Source organism: Rhizobium sp. YAF28, assembly GCF_052113285.1.
Taxonomy (GTDB): Bacteria; Pseudomonadota; Alphaproteobacteria; order Rhizobiales; family Rhizobiaceae; genus Rhizobium.
In genome coordinates this window covers 480,354-499,792 of sequence record NZ_JBFRCX010000002.1, presented here as the reverse complement: position 1 = coordinate 499,792, position 19,439 = coordinate 480,354, and the positions used below count along the sequence as shown (strand labels likewise).

21 protein-coding genes and 1 pseudogene are annotated in these 19,439 nt (G+C 60.4%); 13 read left to right on the top strand and 9 right to left on the bottom strand.

The annotated features are described in order from the left end of the window. Positions 1 to 5: 5 nt before the first annotated feature. Positions 6 to 719: a DnaA regulatory inactivator HdaA gene (gene hdaA / locus AB4Z13_RS06800; protein WP_439014550.1), complete on the bottom strand. Its 714-nt coding sequence runs from the start codon at positions 717 to 719 to the stop codon at positions 6 to 8. Then, positions 712 to 1,836 (bottom strand): AI-2E family transporter, encoded by a 1,125-nt coding sequence (locus AB4Z13_RS06795; protein WP_439014549.1) that lies wholly within the window; start codon positions 1,834 to 1,836, stop codon positions 712 to 714. Before AB4Z13_RS06795 ends, hdaA begins: the two co-directional genes overlap by 8 nt. Positions 1,837 to 2,081: 245 nt before the next feature. Between AB4Z13_RS06795 and purM the strand changes: the two genes are divergently transcribed. After that, the gene (gene purM, locus AB4Z13_RS06790; RefSeq protein ID WP_439014548.1) at positions 2,082 to 3,155 is read left to right on the top strand and encodes a phosphoribosylformylglycinamidine cyclo-ligase; all 1,074 of its coding nucleotides are present in this window, start codon (positions 2,082 to 2,084) and stop codon (positions 3,153 to 3,155) included. After that, the gene (gene purN / locus AB4Z13_RS06785) at positions 3,152 to 3,817 is read left to right on the top strand and encodes a phosphoribosylglycinamide formyltransferase (protein ID WP_439014547.1); all 666 of its coding nucleotides are present in this window, start codon (positions 3,152 to 3,154) and stop codon (positions 3,815 to 3,817) included. The genes purM and purN overlap by 4 nt, the downstream gene beginning before the upstream one ends. A gap of 2 nt (positions 3,818 to 3,819) precedes the next feature. Here purN and AB4Z13_RS06780 read toward each other — a convergent pair. Beyond that, positions 3,820 to 4,197 (bottom strand): annotated as a pseudogene (locus tag AB4Z13_RS06780) (alpha-D-ribose 1-methylphosphonate 5-triphosphate diphosphatase); the annotation flags it as partial. 52 nt (positions 4,198 to 4,249) lie between these two features. Between AB4Z13_RS06780 and AB4Z13_RS06775 the strand changes: the two are divergent. Both AB4Z13_RS06775 and AB4Z13_RS06770 read left to right on the top strand, forming a co-directional pair. Further along, positions 4,250 to 4,870, top strand: coding sequence for a PadR family transcriptional regulator (locus AB4Z13_RS06775; RefSeq protein WP_439017190.1), 621 nt, complete (start codon positions 4,250 to 4,252; stop codon positions 4,868 to 4,870). A gap of 4 nt (positions 4,871 to 4,874) precedes the next feature. Next, entirely contained in the window at positions 4,875 to 6,173 is a 1,299-nt protein-coding gene (locus AB4Z13_RS06770) for an FAD-dependent oxidoreductase (RefSeq protein WP_439014546.1), read from the top strand. A gap of 69 nt (positions 6,174 to 6,242) precedes the next feature. Here the strand turns inward: AB4Z13_RS06770 and AB4Z13_RS06765 are convergent, their stop codons facing one another. Both AB4Z13_RS06765 and AB4Z13_RS06760 read right to left on the bottom strand, forming a co-directional pair. Then, positions 6,243 to 6,833 (bottom strand): NUDIX domain-containing protein, encoded by a 591-nt coding sequence (locus tag AB4Z13_RS06765; RefSeq protein ID WP_439014545.1) that lies wholly within the window; start codon positions 6,831 to 6,833, stop codon positions 6,243 to 6,245. Further along, on the bottom strand, positions 6,830 to 9,019 hold the full coding sequence (locus AB4Z13_RS06760) for a molybdopterin-containing oxidoreductase family protein (RefSeq protein ID WP_439014544.1): 2,190 nt from the start codon (positions 9,017 to 9,019) through the stop codon (positions 6,830 to 6,832). The genes AB4Z13_RS06765 and AB4Z13_RS06760 overlap by 4 nt, the downstream gene beginning before the upstream one ends. Before the next feature lie 17 nt (positions 9,020 to 9,036). On the opposite strand from AB4Z13_RS06760, the gene AB4Z13_RS06755 reads away from it, so the two are divergent. Together AB4Z13_RS06755 and AB4Z13_RS06750 are read left to right on the top strand one after the other, a co-directional pair. Continuing rightward, positions 9,037 to 9,906 carry a 23S rRNA (adenine(2030)-N(6))-methyltransferase RlmJ gene (locus tag AB4Z13_RS06755; RefSeq protein WP_439014543.1) on the top strand — a complete coding sequence of 290 codons (870 nt, stop codon included), beginning with the start codon at positions 9,037 to 9,039 and terminating at the stop codon, positions 9,904 to 9,906. Positions 9,907 to 9,961: 55 nt separating this feature from the next. Next, positions 9,962 to 10,558: a glutathione S-transferase gene (locus AB4Z13_RS06750; protein ID WP_439014542.1), complete on the top strand. Its 597-nt coding sequence runs from the start codon at positions 9,962 to 9,964 to the stop codon at positions 10,556 to 10,558. Between the two features lie 112 nt (positions 10,559 to 10,670). Here AB4Z13_RS06750 and AB4Z13_RS06745 read toward each other — a convergent pair whose 3' ends face one another. After that, positions 10,671 to 11,303 carry an outer membrane protein gene (locus tag AB4Z13_RS06745; protein ID WP_439014541.1) on the bottom strand — a complete coding sequence of 211 codons (633 nt, stop codon included), beginning with the start codon at positions 11,301 to 11,303 and terminating at the stop codon, positions 10,671 to 10,673. A 364-nt stretch (positions 11,304 to 11,667) separates the two neighbouring features. Between AB4Z13_RS06745 and AB4Z13_RS06740 the strand changes: the two genes are divergently transcribed. The 5 genes from AB4Z13_RS06740 to AB4Z13_RS06720 all read left to right on the top strand — a co-directional run bounded on the left by AB4Z13_RS06740 (position 11,668) and on the right by AB4Z13_RS06720 (position 15,922). Then, positions 11,668 to 12,435, top strand: coding sequence for an SDR family oxidoreductase (locus tag AB4Z13_RS06740; protein ID WP_439014540.1), 768 nt, complete (start codon positions 11,668 to 11,670; stop codon positions 12,433 to 12,435). Then, the gene (gene uvrC, locus AB4Z13_RS06735) at positions 12,432 to 14,474 is read left to right on the top strand and encodes an excinuclease ABC subunit UvrC (RefSeq protein ID WP_439014539.1); all 2,043 of its coding nucleotides are present in this window, start codon (positions 12,432 to 12,434) and stop codon (positions 14,472 to 14,474) included. The genes AB4Z13_RS06740 and uvrC overlap by 4 nt, the downstream gene beginning before the upstream one ends. Positions 14,475 to 14,584: 110 nt before the next feature. Continuing rightward, entirely contained in the window at positions 14,585 to 15,175 is a 591-nt protein-coding gene (gene pgsA, locus AB4Z13_RS06730) for a CDP-diacylglycerol--glycerol-3-phosphate 3-phosphatidyltransferase (RefSeq protein ID WP_113323400.1), read from the top strand. After that, positions 15,172 to 15,426 carry a molybdopterin converting factor subunit 1 gene (gene moaD / locus AB4Z13_RS06725; RefSeq protein ID WP_007820055.1) on the top strand — a complete coding sequence of 85 codons (255 nt, stop codon included), beginning with the start codon at positions 15,172 to 15,174 and terminating at the stop codon, positions 15,424 to 15,426. The genes pgsA and moaD overlap by 4 nt, the downstream gene beginning before the upstream one ends. A 34-nt stretch (positions 15,427 to 15,460) precedes the next feature. Continuing rightward, positions 15,461 to 15,922: a molybdenum cofactor biosynthesis protein MoaE gene (locus AB4Z13_RS06720; RefSeq protein ID WP_439014538.1), complete on the top strand. Its 462-nt coding sequence runs from the start codon at positions 15,461 to 15,463 to the stop codon at positions 15,920 to 15,922. Here AB4Z13_RS06720 and AB4Z13_RS06715 read toward each other — a convergent pair whose 3' ends face one another. Continuing rightward, positions 15,923 to 16,819, bottom strand: a complete 897-nt coding sequence (locus AB4Z13_RS06715) for a branched-chain amino acid ABC transporter permease (RefSeq protein ID WP_439014537.1) — start codon at positions 16,817 to 16,819, stop codon at positions 15,923 to 15,925. A gap of 66 nt (positions 16,820 to 16,885) precedes the next feature. On the opposite strand from AB4Z13_RS06715, the gene AB4Z13_RS06710 reads away from it, so the two are divergent. Both AB4Z13_RS06710 and AB4Z13_RS06705 read left to right on the top strand, forming a co-directional pair. Further along, entirely contained in the window at positions 16,886 to 17,434 is a 549-nt protein-coding gene (locus AB4Z13_RS06710) for a CGNR zinc finger domain-containing protein (protein ID WP_113323398.1), read from the top strand. Continuing rightward, positions 17,431 to 17,937 (top strand): hypothetical protein, encoded by a 507-nt coding sequence (locus AB4Z13_RS06705; protein ID WP_439014536.1) that lies wholly within the window; start codon positions 17,431 to 17,433, stop codon positions 17,935 to 17,937. Before AB4Z13_RS06710 ends, AB4Z13_RS06705 begins: the two co-directional genes overlap by 4 nt. Positions 17,938 to 18,019: 82 nt before the next feature. Here the strand turns inward: AB4Z13_RS06705 and ndk are convergent, their stop codons facing one another. Beyond that, positions 18,020 to 18,442 carry a nucleoside-diphosphate kinase gene (gene ndk, locus AB4Z13_RS06700; RefSeq protein WP_007820064.1) on the bottom strand — a complete coding sequence of 141 codons (423 nt, stop codon included), beginning with the start codon at positions 18,440 to 18,442 and terminating at the stop codon, positions 18,020 to 18,022. An 80-nt stretch (positions 18,443 to 18,522) separates the two neighbouring features. Further along, positions 18,523 to 19,212 (bottom strand): glutathione S-transferase family protein, encoded by a 690-nt coding sequence (locus tag AB4Z13_RS06695; protein ID WP_439014535.1) that lies wholly within the window; start codon positions 19,210 to 19,212, stop codon positions 18,523 to 18,525. Positions 19,213 to 19,439 lie beyond the last annotated feature (227 nt).

The window sequence follows — 19,439 nt, the reverse complement described above, 5'->3', positions numbered from 1 at the left end:
GACAGTCAATCGCCCGAGCCGGAATTTCCCAATTCATTCAATACTTCAGCAGCGAGCGAACGGGTAATCCCCGTGCCTCTGGAAAGCGCCAACCGATCGAGCCTTTCGACAATCGTCTGGGCGGCGTTGAGCGACCGCTCCATACGATTGACGATATAAAGGACGAGTTTGTCATCTATATAAAGCTGCCGGTCGGCGAAGAGCTTGACGATGACCTGCGACAGCAATTCCTCGTCCGGCTCACCTATCTCGACGACCGTCGCGGCCTTCAGGCGCGAGCGCAGATCGGGCAGCGTGACTGGCCAGGACATGGGCCAGAGACGGCTCGTCATCAAGAGGCTGGTGCCGTTTTCCCGCACGCTGTTGATGACATGGAAGAGCGAGGCGTCATCGAAGCCTGTCCGGTCGACGTCCTCGAACAACACGGGGCCGTTGGCGGCCGCGACTGCCGCATCGGAACCGGCCACGGGATGGATGATTTCCGCCCCGCTCAGTTCCTTCCAGATGCCGGCGAGATGCGATTTTCCGGAGCCGACGGGACCGGCAAGGATGACGACCGGCGACGGCCAGTTCGGCCAGGCATCGACGATCGAAACCGCAGCAGCGAGACGTTCCGACATCAGGAGGTCGTCGCGGCCGGTTGCAGCGTCGTGCGAAAAGGCCAAGGGAAGCTGTTCTCCGGCCTTGCGCTTCGGATCAGCGTTCTTCACGTCATTCATCGGAAACAGATTTCGTCTTCCCGGCCCGGTCGCTCGGCAACCTGCCATAGTAGAGATCGCTTTGAAGGTAGCGCGAAAGCGCAAAGCGGACAAGCACGCCGACAGCAGCAGCGGCCGGCACCGCGATCAACAGGCCGACGAAACCAAAGAGCGCGCCGAAGGCAAAGAGCGCGAACATCAGCCAGACGGGATGCAGGCCGACGCTGGAGCCAACGAGCTTCGGCTGGAGGATGTTACCTTCGAGAAACTGGCCGCTGAAGAAGACAGCGAGAACAGCGACGATCCAGACATAATCCGGCCAGAACTGGACGATCGCTACGCCGATTGCGAGCACAAGCCCGACCATCGAGCCGACATAGGGGATGAAGCTGATCATGCCGGCGAAAAGCCCGATGAGCAGGCCGAAATTCAGGCCTACGATCGAGAGGCCAACAGCATAATAAATGCCGAGGATGAGGCAGAGCGAACCCTGCCCTCTGATAAAGCCGGCAATCGCCTGATCCATCTCCCTGGCGATCTGGCGCACGTCGTTCACGTAATCGCGCGGCACCCACTGATCGACCTTAGCGACCATGCGGTCCCAGTCGAGCAGGATATAGAAGGCGACAACCGGTGTGATGACGAGCAGCGAGATGACGTCGACGATCGCCTTGCCGGAATTCCAGATCTGGGCAAAGAGCCCCGTCAGGAAACCCATGCCTTCCGACAGGATGGTGGAGAAATTATTCTTGATGGTGCCGAGCTGGCTTTTGATCCAGCCGGGCAGCACGGAATCCTGGTAGTCGGTGATGAATTGCTGCAGCAAGGTGATATAGCCCGGCAGGCGCTGGGCGAAATCGTTGAACTGGGTAATGAGCACGGGAATGAGGATCATCAGCGCCAGCGCAAAGACGATGACGAAGGCCACCAGAATGACGATGGTTGCCATCAGGCGGCTCAGGCCCAGCCGCTCCAGCCTGTCGGCCACCGGATCGAGAAAATAAGCGATCGTCATGCCGGCGATGAAGGGCAGCAGGATCGAGCTGAAGATGTAAAGGAAAGCGACGAAGACGAGCAGAACCGTCGCCCAGAATATGACTTGGCGCTTTAATATCGTTCCGCTGACCTGTTGTGGCATCGCTTCCCCGCTGATCGCTCGCCCCTGCCCATGCCGCTTCAGAACGACCCTGGCCGCTTCAGCACATAGGATGGACGCGCAAAGATGGTCAACCCTGTTGCACCGAATCCGGAAAGCGCACAGGGATTAGCTGGAAAATGGGGGCTTTTCCCTTGCAACGCTTGCATAAAGCGCACTCTCATGCAATTGCGACCGGCATGTGACGCGGTCCTTTATCCGCAGCTTTAAATCCTCCGGAGATCAGCATGAGCCAGTCTGGAAAAAACGGTCTGACCTATAGCGATGCAGGCGTCGACATCGATGCCGGAAACCTGATGGTGGAGAAGATCAAGCCAGTCGTGCGCTCCACGCGCCGTCCGGGCGCCGATGGCGAGATCGGCGGCTTCGGCGGGCTCTTCGATCTCAAGGCCGCGGGCTTTACCGACCCGGTTCTGGTTGCCGCCAATGACGGCGTCGGCACCAAGCTGAAGATCGCCATCGATGCCGACTATCATGACACGGTCGGCATCGACCTCGTCGCCATGTGCGTCAACGACCTGGTGGTCCAGGGCGCAGAGCCGCTGTTCTTCCTCGACTATTTCGCGACCGGCAAGCTCGATCCGGATCAGGGTGCAGCGATCGTCGGCGGCATCGCTGCCGGCTGCCGCGAGGCGGGCTGTGCGCTGATCGGCGGAGAAACGGCGGAAATGCCGGGCATGTATTCCTCGGGCGATTATGATCTCGCCGGCTTTGCGGTGGGTGCGGCCGAACGCGGGAAGCTGCTGCCGTCGGGCGATATTGCGGAAGGCGACGTCATTCTCGGCCTCTCCTCCTCCGGCGTCCATTCCAACGGCTTCTCGCTGGTGCGCAAGATCGTTTCGCTTTCCGGCCTCGGCTGGGATGCGCCGGCGCCGTTTGCCGAGGGCAAGAAGCTCGGCGAAGCGCTGCTGACGCCGACCCGCATCTATGTGAAGCCGCTCTTGAAGGCGATCCGCGAGACGGGCGCGCTGAAGGCGCTCGCCCACATCACCGGCGGCGGTTTCCCCGAAAATATTCCGCGCGTGCTGCCGAAGCATCTCGCCGCCGAGATCGACCTTGCCGCCGTCGAGGCGCCGGCCGTTTTCTCGTGGCTTGCCAAGACAGGCGGCGTCGAAGCCAAGGAAATGCTGCGCACCTTCAACTGCGGCATCGGCATGATTGTCGTCGTCGCCGCAGAGAATGTTGCAGCAGTCTCCCAGGCGCTTGAAGCGGAAGGTGAAAAGGTGGTGACGCTCGGCCGCATGGTCGCCCGCACCGAGGGCGAAGCCGGCGTTATCTACAAGGGCACGCTCGCTCTATGAACTCGCCGCGCAAACGCACCGTCGTCTTCATTTCCGGCGGCGGCTCCAACATGATGGCGCTGCTGCAGGCGGCGAAGGCTGAGGATTATCCGGCCGAGATCGTCGGCGTGATTTCCGACAAGGCGGATGCAGGCGGTCTCGCCAAGGCAGCGGCCGAGGGCATTGCGACCTTCGCTTTCGTGCGCAAGGACTATGCCAGCAAGGACGCGCACGAGGCGGCGATCCTTGCCGCGCTTGACGAGCTTTCACCCGATATCATCTGCCTCGCCGGCTATATGCGGCTGCTCTCGGGCGCCTTCATCCAGCGCCATGAAGGCCGGATCATCAATATCCACCCTTCCCTGCTGCCGCTCTTCCCCGGGCTTCATACGCATCAGCGGGCAATCGACGCCGGAATGCGGATTGCCGGCTGCACCGTGCATTTCGTTACCGAAGGCATGGATGAAGGCCCTGTTATCGGCCAGGCGGCCGTGCCTGTGCTTGCGGGTGATACCGCCGATGCGCTGGCGGGACGCGTACTGACGATCGAACACCAGCTCTATCCACAGGCGCTGCGGCTCTTTGCTGAAGGCAGGGTGAAGATGGAAGGCGGGAAAGCGGTTGGAGCGACCGCTTCCGCCACCGCGCCGAAATCCCAGCTTATTTCGCTGATCGGCGACTAGCTTCAGGCCGCAAGAGCCTGAAGCGGATGCAATGTGCCGTCGCTATAGATGAACTGGCCGCCACGGAAGGTGGCGCGGATGCGATGGCCGTCGCCCGGCTCGACCGCCACCAGATCGGCGCGCTGGCCGATGGCGATCTCGCCACGATTCAGGCGACCGGCGGGCACGGCCCGCGTTGCCGGTCGCCATGGCAACGGCTGCCGGCGGGGCGCCCTCCACGATATCAGCGAGCTTGAAGATACAGGCGCGAAGGCGGCCAGATGATAATCGGCGGCGATGACGCCGAGCAGTCCGGCTCTCGCGGTATCGAGCGCGCTCAGATTTCCCGACATTGACTGGCCACGCGGCGGGTTCGGCGCGCCCATCACCAGGAACCAACAATCCCGAGCCATCGCATTGACTAGTTATAAACTAACTAGTAAGATTATGACTATGACATCAATCAAACGTTCTCCAATAGCGCTCGCTGTCCTTGCAATGCTCATGGAAGAGCCGCTGCATCCTTACCGAATGCAGCGGCTCATCAAGGAGCGCGGCAAGGACGAGGTGATCAATGTCTCGCAGAGGGCGAGCCTTTATCAAACAATCCAGCGGCTCGAACGCGAGGGTTTGATCACTCCGCAGAAAACTGTCCGGGACGACAAGCGTCCCGAGCGGACGGTGTATGAGATAACCGAGAAGGGCCGCGACGTCGCGCTGGACTGGATGCGGGCGATATTGTCGACCTTAACGCGGGAATATCCGGAATTCCCGGCAGCCATATCATTTCTTCCTCTGCTTACGCCTGATGATGTGGCGAGCCAGCTTGAGCTCAGAGCAAAAGCCATCGAGTCGGAGCTTCGCCGGATCGACGACGCCCTGCAGGAAGCGCGGGCCGTTCCAAGGCTCTTCCTTCTCGAGATGGAGTATCTCCGGGCGCTTCACGCAACCGAATTGTCCTGGGTCAACAGCATTGTCGGAGACCTGCGCGCCCAGCGCATCACCTGGACAGAAGAGTGGCTGAGGCAGATCGCCGCGAAATTCTCCATCGATCCTAAACTCGATCAGGACTAGCACCATGAAGGTTTTGATTATCGGCGCCGGGACCGGCGGCTTGGCGCTTGCTCATCTGCTCAAGCAGGCTGGCGTTTGCATTGCGGTGTATGAGCGCGACCTCGCGCCGAACGCCGATACCGGTGGTTATCGCGTCGGCATCAGCCCGGCTGGAAGCCGAGCGCTGAAAGCCTGTATCCCCAGCGAGCTCTACGATCTCTATGTCGCCACCTGCTCCAGGTCGCCGCGCTATTTCAACATGCTCACTGAACAGCTGGGCGAAGTGCTGAGCTTCGATATCGATGATCAAAGCCCGAAAGCTCTCGACGGTGAAAGGAACGTCATTCGAAAGACACTGAGGCGGGTTCTGCTCAGAGGGCTTGAAGACGACGTCTTCTTCGAGAAGGCGCTTGAAGGTTACTCAAGTAACGTCGACGGGTCGGTCACCGCTTGCTTTCAGGATGGAAGCCTCGCGACAGGCGATGTCCTTGTGGGGGCCGATGGCACGAGCTCGACCGTACGCAAACAACGTCTGCCGGAAGCGCGTCTGGAAGACACGGGGATCGTATCGCTCGGGGGAAAAATTCCTATGACGGCCGAGGCGAAAGCTCTGCTGTCGGACAAAATGTTCAAAGGCATGTCGCTGATTATGGCACCGATGGGCTTCGGTGCAATCGTCCACTCGCTCGAGTTCGCCAACATCAGAAGCGGTTCTGGTTTTGCTGCTCGTTGGCCGGATTTCGTCGAAGCACTCGACGAGGACAGCATCGGCTGGGGCATATGGGGCGCTCGGCAGAACTTCCCGCGGGACCCGACCGGCCTGAGCGGCGAACAGTTGCAAAAGCTGGGCTTGGAGATCACTCGGGACTGGCACCCGCACCTGCGTGCACTCATCCGTATGACCGAGCCCTCAACGATCCACGATGTCAAGATGAGGACCTCCGTTCCGCTGACGCCTTGGACGAGTTCGAATGTCACCCTTCTCGGTGACGCCATCCATACGATGACACCCGGACGAGGCGCGGGCGCCAATACAGCGCTTCGCGATGCCGCTCTGCTTGGACGCATGCTGGTCGAAGCGGACCAAGGACAAAAGCCGCTCCTCGAAGCCATACATGCCTACGAAGTCGAGATGCTTCGCTATAGTACCGAAGCAGTCCAGGAATCGAAAAAACAGATGGATGCCAGCGACCTGGCCCATCGGCCAATTGTCGGCAGACTTCAGCTGGCTGCGACGCGTGGCGCCATGCGCACCATCAACGCAATACCTGCACTAAAGCGGCGCGCCTTTCGGCAGATGATGCGAGTTCGCGGGGAAAACTAAGGCCGTCGAGGATAGTGTCGATCCGCCTCGGATGTAACTCGACGAATCAGGCGTCGATCGTCTCACCCGCTATCGAAGTTTGCCCTTATTCAGCAGCGCCCATTGAAGCAGCGTGATCGTCTTGAGATCGATGATCTCGCCCTTTTCGACCATCGCAAGGGCTTCCGGGAGCGGGATTTCCAGCACCTCGATATCCTCATGCTCTTCCTCAAGGCCGCCGCCGTCGGATGTGCGGTCGGCGGTATCGATCCTTGCTGCGAAGAAATGTACGACTTCGGTAATGGAGCCCGGAGCCGGATAGGACTTGAAAAGGAAACGGATGTCGCGGACCGTATAGCCGGTCTCCTCCATCGCCTCGCGACGGATCGCGGCCTCGGGTTCATCGCCGTCGAGCAGGCCGGCCGGGACTTCGATCATCCAGGCGGGATCGTCGTTTACATAGGCAGGCAGACGGAACTGCTTCACCAGCACGACGACATCGCGCTTGGGATCGTAAAGCAGAATGCAGGCGGCGGGCGTGCGGTGATAGACCTCGCGCGGCAAGCGATGCGTCACACCATTCCGGTCGGTGTAATCGATCCGGTAACTGGTCAGCTTCGTCCAGCCGTCGGACAGTATCTCCTTGCCGACGATTTCCACTTTTGCCTTAGATTGCGTCATATGACGTCCTTGCGAAGCCAGACCTTGTTGTCATGGACGGCAGCGCCGCCATAGGGCGCCACGGGATCGGCGCCGGTGAGTACGTTGATGCCTTCGCCGTCGACATGCGCCTTGTTGGGCCAGAGGCCTTCGGCAATCAGCACGCCGGGCTTGACCTCTGTCGTCACGCGGGCGTGGAGGCGCAGGTCGCCTCTGATATTGCCGATGCGGACGAGATCGCCGTTATCGACGCCATTGGCCTCAGCATCGGCGGGATTGATCATCACTTCCGGGCGGCCTTCCTTCTGACGTGAGGTCTTGGTTTCCGAGAAGCTCGAATTCAGGAAGTTGCGCGCCGGCGAGGTCGCCAGGCGGAAGGGATGCGCGGGATCGGCGAGCTCGATGACATCGACCTGATCCGGGAACGGCGGCAGCTCTGCATAAGGGCCGAGCGTACCGACGGAAGCCGGCGGCTTGTTCGGTGCGGGATCGTTCACCCAGTCCGGTCGGAAATGGAACTTGCCGTCGGGATGGGCGAAACCATCAAGATAATGTGCTTCCTCGAAGGCTGGCTGGCGGTCGAACCATTTATGCTCGAGGAAATAGTCGTAGTCCGGCAGGTTGCTCGCCGCCAGAACGCGATCGACCATCTCGCGCGCCGTGAAGCCGAAGCCGGGGCGATCGGCGACGCCGAGACGTTTGGCCAGTTCTTCGATGACGAAAAGATTGGTGCGCACGGTCAGTGGCGGCTCGACGAGCTTCGGCCCAAGCAGGATATGGTTCTGACCGCCAGCGCGGTAGATGTCGTCATGCTCGACGAACATGGTGGCGGGAATGACGATATCGGCCATATCGGCCGTCTCGGTCATGAACTGCTCGTGCACGGCGACGAAGAGATCGTCGCGGGCAAAGCCGCGCTTCACTAGCCGCTGTTCCGGAGCGATATTCACCGGATTGGTGTTCTGGATCAGCATGGCCGTCACTGGTCCGCGATGGCGGAGTGCGACGGCATCGCCGGTCAGCGCACGGCCGATCTGCGACTGGTCGATCATTCTGATGTCGGCATCCTTCATCGACTTGCCGGTCAGCTCCGCATTGTTCATGCGGAAGATATCGCTGTTGGAATGGAAGGCGCCGCCGCCCTCATATTGCCAGGAGCCGAGCACGGTGGCGATCGAGGCGGCCGCATGCATGGCGACCGCGCCATTGCGCTGACGGGTGAAGCCGTAACCGAGGCGGAAGAAAGTCTTTTTCGTCGTGCCGACGAGCTTGGCGAAGGCTTCGATCTCATCGACCGAAAGGCCGGTGATGGCGGCGGCCCATTCCGGTGTCTTTTTCTCCAGATGCGCTTCGAGGCCGGCGGGATCGTCGGCATATTTCGCCATGTAGTCGCGGTCGGCATAACCGTCGCGGAAGGCGATGTGCATGACGGCGCAGGCAAGTGCCGCATCGGTGCCGGGCTTGACGATGAGCGCCATGTCGGCCTGCTTCATCGTCGGATTGTCGTAGATATCGATGACGACGATCTTGGCGCCGCGCTCCTTGCGCGACCTGATCGCGTGGGTCATCACATTGACCTGCGTGGCAACCGCATTGGTGCCCCAGATGACGACGCAGTCGGTGCGCGCCATCTCGCGTGGATCCGGGCCGCGCAGCATGCCTGTCGCCATGGTGAAGCCGGTCCAGGCGGGGTTGGTGCAGATCGAGGAGAAGAAGCCGGAATAGCGCTTTGCATGGCGCAGGCGCTCGATCGAGTCGCGCTGCACCCAGCCCATGGTGCCGGCGTAGAAATACGGCCAGATGGCTTCGCTGCCATCCTTTGCCTCGGCCTTCACGAAGGCTTCGGCAATCTCGTCCAGCGCGTCATCCCAGGAGATCTGCTGCCACTGGCCCGCCCCCTTAGCGCCGGTGCGGCGCAACGGATGCATGAGACGATCGGGATGGTAGAGACGCTCGGCATAGCGGGCGACCTTGGCACAGATGACGCCCGACGTGTAGGAATGGTCATTGGCGCCCCGGACCCGGCCGATGCGGCCGTCTTCCGTCAGGTCTATCTCCAGTGCGCATGTGGAGGGACAGTCGTGCGGACAGGCCGTGTGACCGATCCGGGATTTGGCGTGGATGGGGGTCGCAATGTTCATGCGATTTCTATATGCCAAGGCTCGACCGCCCAAAAGGCACAAAAACTCCCAATGGTCCGAATTCATAACAGGCATCAGCGAAAATGAACTATCGCCACATCTACCATGCAGGCAATTTTGCCGATGTGCTGAAGCATGCGGTGCTGGCGCGGCTGGTCCGCTACATGCAGAAGAAGGACGCGGGCTTCCGCGTGCTCGACACACATGCCGGTATCGGCCTCTACGATCTCTCCTCCGAGGAAGCGCAGAAGACCGGCGAATGGCATGATGGTATCGGCAAGCTCCTGGAGACCGATCTTGGGCCGCAGGTCTCCGAGCTTCTGGAGCCCTATCTCTCTGCCGTGCGCGAACTGAACCCGCAGGGCGGCCTGCGCTTCTATCCCGGCTCGCCGAAGCTTGCCCGCATGCTCTTCCGCCCGCAGGACCGGCTTTCGGCGATGGAACTGCACCCGGAAGATTTTGTCCGGCTGCACCGCGTCTTCGAAGGCGATCACCATGCGCGCATCACCGAGCTTGACGGCTGGCTGGCGCTCGGCGCGCATCTGCCGCCGAAGGAAAAGCGCGGAATCGTGCTCGTCGATCCGCCTTTCGAGGAGGACGGCGAATATGAACGACTGGTGGATGGCCTCGCCAGGGCCTATCGGCGCTTTCCTGGCGGCACCTATTGCCTCTGGTATCCGTTGAAAAAGGGTGCGCCGATCAAGGAATTCCACGAAGCGCTGCAGGCGACGGACATTCCGAAGATACTCTGCGCCGAACTTGCCGTGCGCAGCGACCGAGAGACGACAGGGCTGACAGGCTCGGGCCTTATCATCGTCAATCCGCCCTTCACGCTGAAGGACGAGCTGCACCAGTTGCTGCCGGCCCTGAAGGACCATCTGGCGCAGGACCGTTTCGCCTCGCAACGGGCCTTCTGGCTGCGCGCAGAGACGAAGCCTGTCAAGGCCGATTGACCGACTCGGCGCCTAGGAATAGTCCGGCGCCATCCGTATACCAAAAAGGTGCCCCATGAAGCTTCTCTGCTCTCCGACCTCGCCTTTTTCCAGCAAGGTGCGCTTAGCTGCCCGCCATCTCGGCCTGGAGATCACGGAAATACGGGTCGATACGAATGCGGGACCGGCGATCCTCGTGGACAACAATCCGCTCGGCAAGATCCCGACGCTGCTGACGGATGACGGTGTTTCCATCTTCGACAGCATCGCCATCATGCATTATTTCGACCGGATGACGAAGGGCGCGCTCTACCCTTCCAAGAAGGGCAAACGCACCGATGCCGAAGTGCTGGAAGCGCTTTGCGACGGCCTCTGCGACTGCCTGCTGGCGATCGTCTATGAGCGCCGCTTCCGCGATGAAGAAAAGGTGCATCAGCCCTGGATCGACCGTCAATGGAAGAAGGTCGCCACTGCGCTGAACTATCTGGCGGCCAATACGCCGAAGCTCGGCAAGAGGCTGCATGGCGGGCATTTCGCACTCGCCGCCACGATCGGCTACCTCGACCTGCGCTTCAAGGGCCAGTGGGAAGAAGACCATGCCGAGCTGATCGGCTGGCTGGGAGAATTCGAGAAGAAGTTCGACGGCTATGAACGGCTGAAGCCTCAAGCCTGAAAGATTTGAAGGGCCTGAGAGATCTGCAGGATCTGAGAGACCTGGGATCGACGAAGACAACAAAAAAGCCGGGCACAAAGCCCGGCTTTTCTCGTATTCAGTGTGATCCGAATTAGAACTTGACGCCGATACCGACCTTGACGCTGTTTTCGTCGAAGCCGCGCGAAACGCTGCCGGAGTTCAGGTTGTAGTCCTTGTCCTGATAGTCGGTGTAGCGGTATTCGAGACGCGTCGTGATGTTGTTGGTCACGAAAGCTTCAACACCGGCGCCGACCGTATACCCATAGGCGGTCTTGCTGTCGGAAGACGTACCGTCGGAAACCTTGGTGTTGGCGAGCGCCAGACCTGCAGTACCATAGAGCAGGAAGGGGTTCAGGTCGTAACCGACGCGGCCGCGGACGGAGCCGTTCCAGTCGGTCTTGTTCTTGATGCCACCCTGGGTGACGTCTGCATTGCCATAACCGAGATCGGCTTCAGCGCCGTAAACGATCTGGCCCTGCTGGAAATTGTAGCCGGTAAAGAGTTGACCACCCCAATCATAGGTGTTGCGGTCGGAACCGAAGCTGCCCGCATTATAGGTCGCGGCGCCACCAAGGTAGAAGCCCTGCCAGTTGTTGACCGGAGCCGGGGTGTCCTCAGCGACCGGTGCCTGCGGGACCTGGTCCACGGCATCGGCTGCCTGGGCTACCGAGAAACCGCCAACGGCGAGAGCGGAAGCCATGAGACCAGCAAAAAGTATACGCATAATTATCTCCTTTCAGTCCCGCGCGCTCGTCAACTCAAACTTCGGCGAAGCATTCACGGGGGATTACTAAATGTCCCTTCCGGTTCGAGAGAGAAATTGGAATGCAAATGCGGATTTGAAAGAGCCAAATTGTGATATCATTGTGGCTCCGCGGCGGCAGAAATTCGATGTTGCTTGGCTGCAACATACCGTTTATTAAGGATAATAAACAGTTAAACTTACAATACTTATTTTAATAAATCGCGATCGCAAATAATACATAGAATATCCGGACCGAACAGGCAATGTTTTCGGCCTATTTATATAATCAGAGCCTGCCCTTATATAGTCAGCAAACGAACTCGCTGGACCAGAAGGCAGCATCTTGACCAAGAAAAGACTTCGCGCGGCGCTTGTGACGGGTGCTGCCAAAAGAATAGGCCGGGCAATCGCCGAAGACCTTGTTGCTGATGGATTTTCGGTCGCAATCCATGCCAACGGCTCGCTCGCCGAGGCTGAGGATTTTGTGGCGGAATTGCGGCAAAGGGGCCATCAAGCGGTTGCGATCAAGGCCGATCTCGCCAAAATCGATGAGACCGGAGGACTTGTCGGGAAGGCTTGCGAGGCGCTCGGCCCGATCGATCTTCTCGTCAACAACGCGTCGATTTTTCTCGAGGATTCGCTCCGCAAATTCGATGCGCAGGTGTGGGACGAGCATTTCGCCGTCCATGTTCGCGCGCCTTCGATACTCGCCGCTAAATTCGCCGAACAGCTGCCGGAAACGGCCGAAGGGCTGATCGTCAACATTATCGACCAGCGCGTCTGGGCGCTGCGGCCGAGCTTCTACTCCTATACCCTGTCGAAATCGGCGCTGTGGACGGCGACACAGACCATGGCACAGGCGCTGGCGCCGCGCATCCGCGTCAACGCGATCGGCCCCGGCCCTACAATGCCGAGCGAACGGCAATTGCAGGAAGACTTCCAAGCGCAGGTTTCAGCCCTTATCTTGAAGCGGGGACCTGAGCTCAAGGAATTCGGCCGAACGATTCGTTTTCTGTTCGAGACCCCTTCGATCACGGGTCAGATGATTGCACTCGACGGCGGCCAGCATCTCGCATGGCAGACGCCGGACGTGCTGGAGATCAAGGAATGAATGCCAAGAAGCTGCCCGATGGCGGTGTTCTTTACGACGAGACTGACGAGAACGACGACGACATCATCGAGGTGGAAGGCGAAGCCTCTGCCGCGCCGATTTCTGCGTCGGTCGACTGGAATGCCGGCAGCATCAATGAAACCGGCCTTGTCGGTGCGGATCTGATCGCCGAATTCGTCAAGCGCCTGCCGAACAGTCCCGGCGTCTACCGCATGTTCAACGAGGCGGGTGACGTTCTCTATGTCGGCAAGGCCCGCAGCCTGAAGAAGCGCGTCGGTAACTATGCGATGGGTCGCGTACACTCCAACCGCATCGCCCAGATGGTGCGCCAGACCGCCAATATGGAATTCGTCACGACGCGGACGGAGACAGAGGCGCTGCTGCTGGAAGCGAATCTCATCAAGCGCTTACGGCCGCGCTTTAACGTGCTGCTGCGCGACGACAAGTCGTTTCCCTATATCCTGATTACCGGCGATCATCGGGCACCGGCCATCTTCAAGCATCGCGGCGCCCGCGCCCGCAAGGGCGATTATTTCGGCCCCTTTGCTTCGGCAGGCGCGGTCGGTCGCACGATCAATTCGCTGCAGCGCGCCTTCCTGATCCGCACCTGTACCGATAGCGTCTTCGAGACGCGCACCCGGCCCTGCCTGCTCTACCAGATCAAGCGCTGTTCCGGGCCCTGCACCCGTGAGGTCAGCGACGAGGGCTATGCGGAGCTGGTTCAGGAAGCCAAGGACTTCCTGTCCGGCAAGAGCCAGAAGGTGAAGGAGCATATCGCGGAGGCGATGAACGCCGCCGCCGAGGACCTCGATTTCGAGCGCGCCGCGATCTATCGCGACCGTCTTGCCGCGCTCTCGCATGTGCAGAGCCACCAGGGCATCAATCCTGCCGGCGTCGAGGAGGCGGATGTCTTCGCCATCCATCACGAAGGCGGGATTTCCTGTATCCAGGTCTTCTTCTTCCGCACTGGCCAGAACTGGGGCAACCGCGCCTACTTCCCGAAGGCCGATCCGCAGCTTTCCGGCGCCGAGGTGCTGAACGCTTTCCTCGCGCAGTTCTACGACGACAAGCCGGTGCCGCGGCAGATCATGCTGTCGGAAACGGTGGAGGAGCTGGAGCTGCTTGCCGCCGCACTCAGCGAAAAGGCCGGGCACAAGGTTTCCATCCTCATTCCGCAGCGCGGTGAAAAGCGCGACCTTGTCGAACATGTCGTCGCCAACGCGCGCGAGGCGCATGGCCGCAAGCTTGCCGAAACGGCCTCGCAGTCGCGGCTGCTGGAAGGTTTCAAGGACACATTCGGCCTGCCCTATGTGCCGCAGCGCGTCGAGATCTACGACAACTCGCATATCATGGGCACGAATGCGGTCGGCGGCATGGTGGTCGCAGGGCCGGAAGGCTTCGTGAAGAACCAGTATCGCAAGTTCAACATCAAATCGACGGAGATCACGCCCGGCGACGACTTCGGCATGATGCGCGAAGTGATGACGCGGCGCTTCGCGCGCCTGCTCAAGGAAGAGGGCATCCCGGATCGTAGCACGCAGGTTTCCGCTGCCGATGCGGCCGATATGCCCTTCCCGGCCTGGCCCGACGTGATCCTCATCGACGGCGGCCAGGGGCAGATGACGGCGGTGCGGGCAATCCTCGAAGAGCTCGGCATTACCGACAACGTCATCGCCATCGGCGTCGCCAAGGGTGTGGACCGTGAGGCCGGCCGTGAACGTTTCTTCGCTCCCGGCAAGGGAAGCTTCACACTGCCGCCGCGCGATCCGGTTCTCTACTTCATCCAGCGTATGCGCGACGAGGCGCATCGTTTCGCGATCGGCTCTCATCGGGCGCGGCGCAAGAAGGAGATGGTCAAGAACCCGCTCGACGAGATCGGCGGCATCGGCCCATCCCGCAAGCGGGCGCTGCTGCAGCACTTCGGAACGGCGAAGGCGGTGTCGCGCGCTGCCCTTTCCGATCTCATGGCGGTGGAAGGGATTTCCGAGACCGTCGCAAAGCAGGTCTATAATCATTTTCACGACGACGCCGCGAAATAAGCGGTGCCGGTCGCAAATTCCACGCAAAGGCAGCGAAAAAACAGAAAGAATGTTGACGGTCGAGGGGCAAAGCCGTCATCTACCGCCGCATCAATACAGAGAACCGCATCATGGCATCGCGTGCGTATAACATCCCCAATCTCCTGACCTACGGCCGCATCCTGGCGGTGCCGCTGATCGTTGTCTGCTTCTTCATCGAAGGACGGCTGAGCAGCAGCGATACGGCGCGCTGGGTGGCGCTGTGGATCTTCGTCATCGCCTCGCTCACCGATTTCCTCGATGGCTACCTCGCGCGCATCTGGAACCAGACGTCGAATATCGGCCGCATGCTGGACCCGATCGCCGATAAGCTGCTGGTTTCCGCCATCCTGCTTTTGGTCGCTGCCGACGGCACGATTGCCGGCTGGTCGCTCTGGGCGGCGATCATCATCCTGTGCCGCGAAATCCTGGTTTCGGGGCTGCGCGAATATCTTGCGGGGCTGAAAGTCAGCGTGCCGGTGACGCGCATTGCCAAATGGAAGACGACGCTGCAGCTTGTCGCCATTGCCTTCCTGCTTGCCGGCCCGGCGGGCGACGCCATTTTCCCCTATACGACCTGGACGGGGATCGCGCTCCTCTGGATCGCCGCACTTCTGACGATCTATACCGGCTATGATTATTTCCGCGCCGGGCTGAAACACGTGGTGGACGACGAAGAATGACACGGCTTGTCTATTTCGCGTGGGTGCGCGAACGCATCGGCAAGGGAGAAGAGGAAATCGACCTCCCCGCTTCCGTCGTCAGCGTTGCCGATCTTCTGAACCATTTGAAGGGCCTGGGCGAAGAATATGAGATGGCTCTTCAATATCCCGATGTGATCCGGGTCGCGATCGATCAGGAGCATGTGGAGCATGACGAGCCGATAACAGGCGCGAAGGAAATCGGCATTTTCCCGCCGATGACGGGTGGCTGAGAACAGCCAATCCCGCCGGGAGGAGGAGCCTGCTGTGACCATTACCCCTACCATCCGCGTCCAGCGCGAGGACTTCGATCTGCAGGCGGAAGTTGACCGGCTTTCCAAAGGCAAGCCCGGCATCGGCGCAATCGTCACATTCTCCGGTCTCTGCCGCGATGAGGGCGGGACACTGTCGGCGCTTGAGCTCGAACATTATCCCGTCATGGCCGAAGCGGAGATGAGCCGCATCGGCGAGCTCGCCATCGAACGGTTCGGGCTCGATGGCCTGACCGCCATCCATCGTTTCGGAAAGATCGCGGCCGGCGAAAATATCGTGCTAGTCGTCGCCGCAGCTCCGCACCGGCAGGCGGCCTTCGACGGTGCAAACTTCGTCATGGATTTCCTGAAAACTTCGGCTCCCTTCTGGAAGAAGGAACACGGCAAGGACGGTGGCACCGGCGACTGGATCGCGGCTAAGGATGCCGACAACACCGCGCGCGACCGCTGGAAATAGTCAGAGCACGACGCGCTCGCGCCTGCTCAGCACCAGCAGGAACACTAGCAGCGAGAAGATGGCGAGATCGCGCCAGATGAAGGACCCGTAGGCGCCCCAGAGCGTCTCGACAAGCGCCAGACCGGCGGCACCACCCGCCGAGCGCAGCGGATCGGAATAGCCGCCGACGGCCGCGATCAGCAGCACCTTGAGGCCGAACATCAGCCCAGCGCCGAAATCCATCGACCCGTAATAGAAGGTTGCAAGGATGCCACAGCAGGTGGCGACGAGCGCCGCCGCCCCATAAGACACCAGGAAGACACGGCTGGCGCTGGTGCCACAGAGTTCGGCGGCGAGCGGATCGTCGATGACCGCGCGCCATAGGCGGCCCCAGGAGGTACGCTTCAGGATCCATGCGCCGATCGCAATGATCGCGCACATCAGGACGGTATCCAGAAGCTGGATATAGGTGAGCGTGACCTTGAAGGTGCCGTCGCTCCAGAAGGTCACGTTGTCGCTCAACAGCGGCGGCAACCAGATGGCGCGGGTATTGGCGGCAAGGCGCGCCGTCTCCATCAGCACGATCATCATGCCGAGTGCGGCGACGATGACCGTGTTCGGCGATTTGCTGGCGAGCGGCTGCATGACGAAGCGGCCGATCCAGACCCCTGCCCCCACCGAATAGATCAGTGAGGCGCAGATGCCGATCGCGATCGCCGCCGGCAGCACCAGCCAGAGGCGGTTATAGGCCATATCCGTGAAGAGCAGCAGGATCTGGCCGGCAAAGGCGATAATCGCCCCATAGGTAATGTCGGGGCGCTTGGTGACACCGAAGGCGATCGAATAACCGAAGGCAAGCGTGGCGTAGAGCGCTGCGAGCGGTACCGCATTCGCCAGTTGCTGCAGAAGATAGGCCATTCGGTCACTCCAGATCGGCCTAAAATAATAACTGGCAAAATGTGTTTTACCAGTTATATTTTTCCCATGAGCTTCTCCTGGACCCCTCACCGTTTTTCCGGCGGCGCATTGGCGCTCGATGTCGCCAACAGCGTCATCCTGCGTCACGATACTGCGCGCCGCATCGACCGCTTCGAGGCCGAAGGGCAGATGGAGCGTTTCCCCGAGGCGGCGCAGGAATTCTGCGCCGAACGGGCACTTTTTGGCGACATAGTGCCGGTTGGAGCGCAGAATAGAGCCAACTTCATCGAACTGCGCGAAGCGACGGACCGCTACTTCCGCCAACGCGTGCTCGAAGGCAATGACGACCGGCTTCTTGCCGAACTGCTGGAAGCGCTGGCGCGCACGCTGCGGGGTGCTGAGGAAAAGGGTCTCGATGCGGCGACGGCCCATTCGGTTCTACGGCTGATCGCCATGCCCGATCCGGAGCGGATGAAGATTTGCGGCAATTGCGGCTGGCTGTTCATCGACCGCAGCAAGAACAAAAGCCGGGCCTGGTGCGACATGGCCGTCTGTGGCAACCGCGCCAAGGCCAACAGGCATTACCGGAGGAAAAAGAAGGAGGAGACGCCATGAAGCGGCGCTCGATCATCACGGCCCTAGCGGCAGCGGGGCTTGTGCTCTCCGCCTGCCAGCGCGAGGCCGAAAGCATGCTGGAAGTGACGGGCCATCTCTTCGTCTTCAACTACCGCGTCGCAAGCGCCACCTATCTGCTGACGCTGAAGAAGACGGCGCCGATTCCCGATGGCTCGACCATCGTCGCCGAATTCGAAAACCCGCAGGGCGGAGCGCCGCTGGTGCTGAACCAGAAGGTGTTTCCGATGGAGGACAAGATTTCAGTCCAGAGCGAGAACCTGCATTGCGTGCGCAAGGACCGGCCCTATGCCGTCACCGTCAGGCTGGTCGACAAGGACGGCAAGCTCTTGCAGGAGCTGAAGACGCAGTTCAAATCCGATCTCGACCAGAGTGTCTTGCCGAGCAAGCCGCTGGTTCTCGGTGCCGGATACGAGAAGAACCCGGAGGTTTTCAAATCTGAAGGATCGACGGATTTTTCCAATACTGACAAATGCCCCGCCTGAACCCGGGACATAAAAAAGCCGGGACGAACCCGGCTTTCATGAGTCAATTCAATGCATTCCGAGGGAATGCTCTGGGGCTGAATCAGCCGACGATTTCGGTGTCGGAGAACCAGTACTTGATTTCCTGGGCAGCGGTTTCCGGAGCGTCGGAACCGTGAACCGAGTTTTCGCCGATCGACAGAGCGTGAACCTTGCGGATCGTGCCTTCGGCAGCGTTTGCCGGGTTGGTCGCGCCCATGATTTCGCGGTTCTTCAGGATGGCGCCTTCGCCTTCCAGAACCTGAACGATGGTCGGGCCGGAGGTCATGCCTTCAACGAGTTCGCCGAAGAACGGACGTTCCTTGTGAACGGCGTAGAAGCCTTCTGCTTCGCGCTTGCTCATCCAGACGCGCTTGGAGGCGACGACGCGCAGGCCGGCATCTTCGAGCATCTTGGTGATAGCGCCCGTCAGGTTGCGCTTCGTTGCATCCGGCTTGATCATCGAGAAGGTGCGTTCAATCGCCATAATTCGGATCCTCATACTCAGGGAAAAGTGGGCGGTCTTTACCCGCCTCACCGCCCGAAAACAAGGGGGCTCCGGCAATTTCACGCCGCTGTCACAGTCCGGCCCCGGCTTTCATGAAGATCGAGGCAGCGTTCGAACCAGGCCATGACGGGGTCGTCAGGGGCCAGCATGGCGAGGCCTGCGGCGATGCGCAGCCATTGCAGCGCACCAAAGACGATGTAGTCGGCAAAGAGCGGGCTGTCGCCGCCGATGAAGGGCTGGAAGCGCAACATGTGGCGCATCGGTTCCAGCTTGGCGGCAAAGGCCTCTCTCTCCGCGTCGCGGCCGGCGGCGAAATCCTCCAGCGGCTTGCCCAGGCGGCCTTCGCGACTGACGCGGAAATAGGCCTTGTCGCCCTCATCGAGAATAGAATGAATATCGAGAAGCGCGATCCGCATGATCGCCGGATGGATGATCATCTGCGAATAACCCTCGACCATGCGCGACAGAGCCTTGCCGCCCTCGCCACCGAAAAGCGACGGACGGTCCGGATAGGCATCTTCCAGGTAATGGGCGATATCGAAACTGTCTGATATCAGCCGGCCATTGTCATCCAGGACCGGCACGGTCTTGGAGAAGCCGCCGCCGATCGCGGCGATGCGGCTATAAGTCGTCGGCACCTCCTCGAAATCGAGGCCCTTGTGGGCAAGCGCCATCACCGCCTTCCAGCAATGCGGCGAGAAGAAATGACGCGCGTCGGCGCCGCACAGGGAATAGAGAGCTCTGGTCATGGCCATCCTTTCGCAATCGCAACGGGTTCATTCCACGCCAGAAAGCCGGCGCGATCAAATCAGGAATTTTCATGGCGCCCATCGCGTCTGTTGCTGAAACGGACACGGCCATTCCCGATCGGGACGCAGCAAGGGTGCATTAACCGGTTTTGCGGCTTCCGCCCCACAACCTTTGAAAATTCAATGTCTCTTAAAAGCTTGCCTGCATAGCGGAAGCAGAAGAGCCG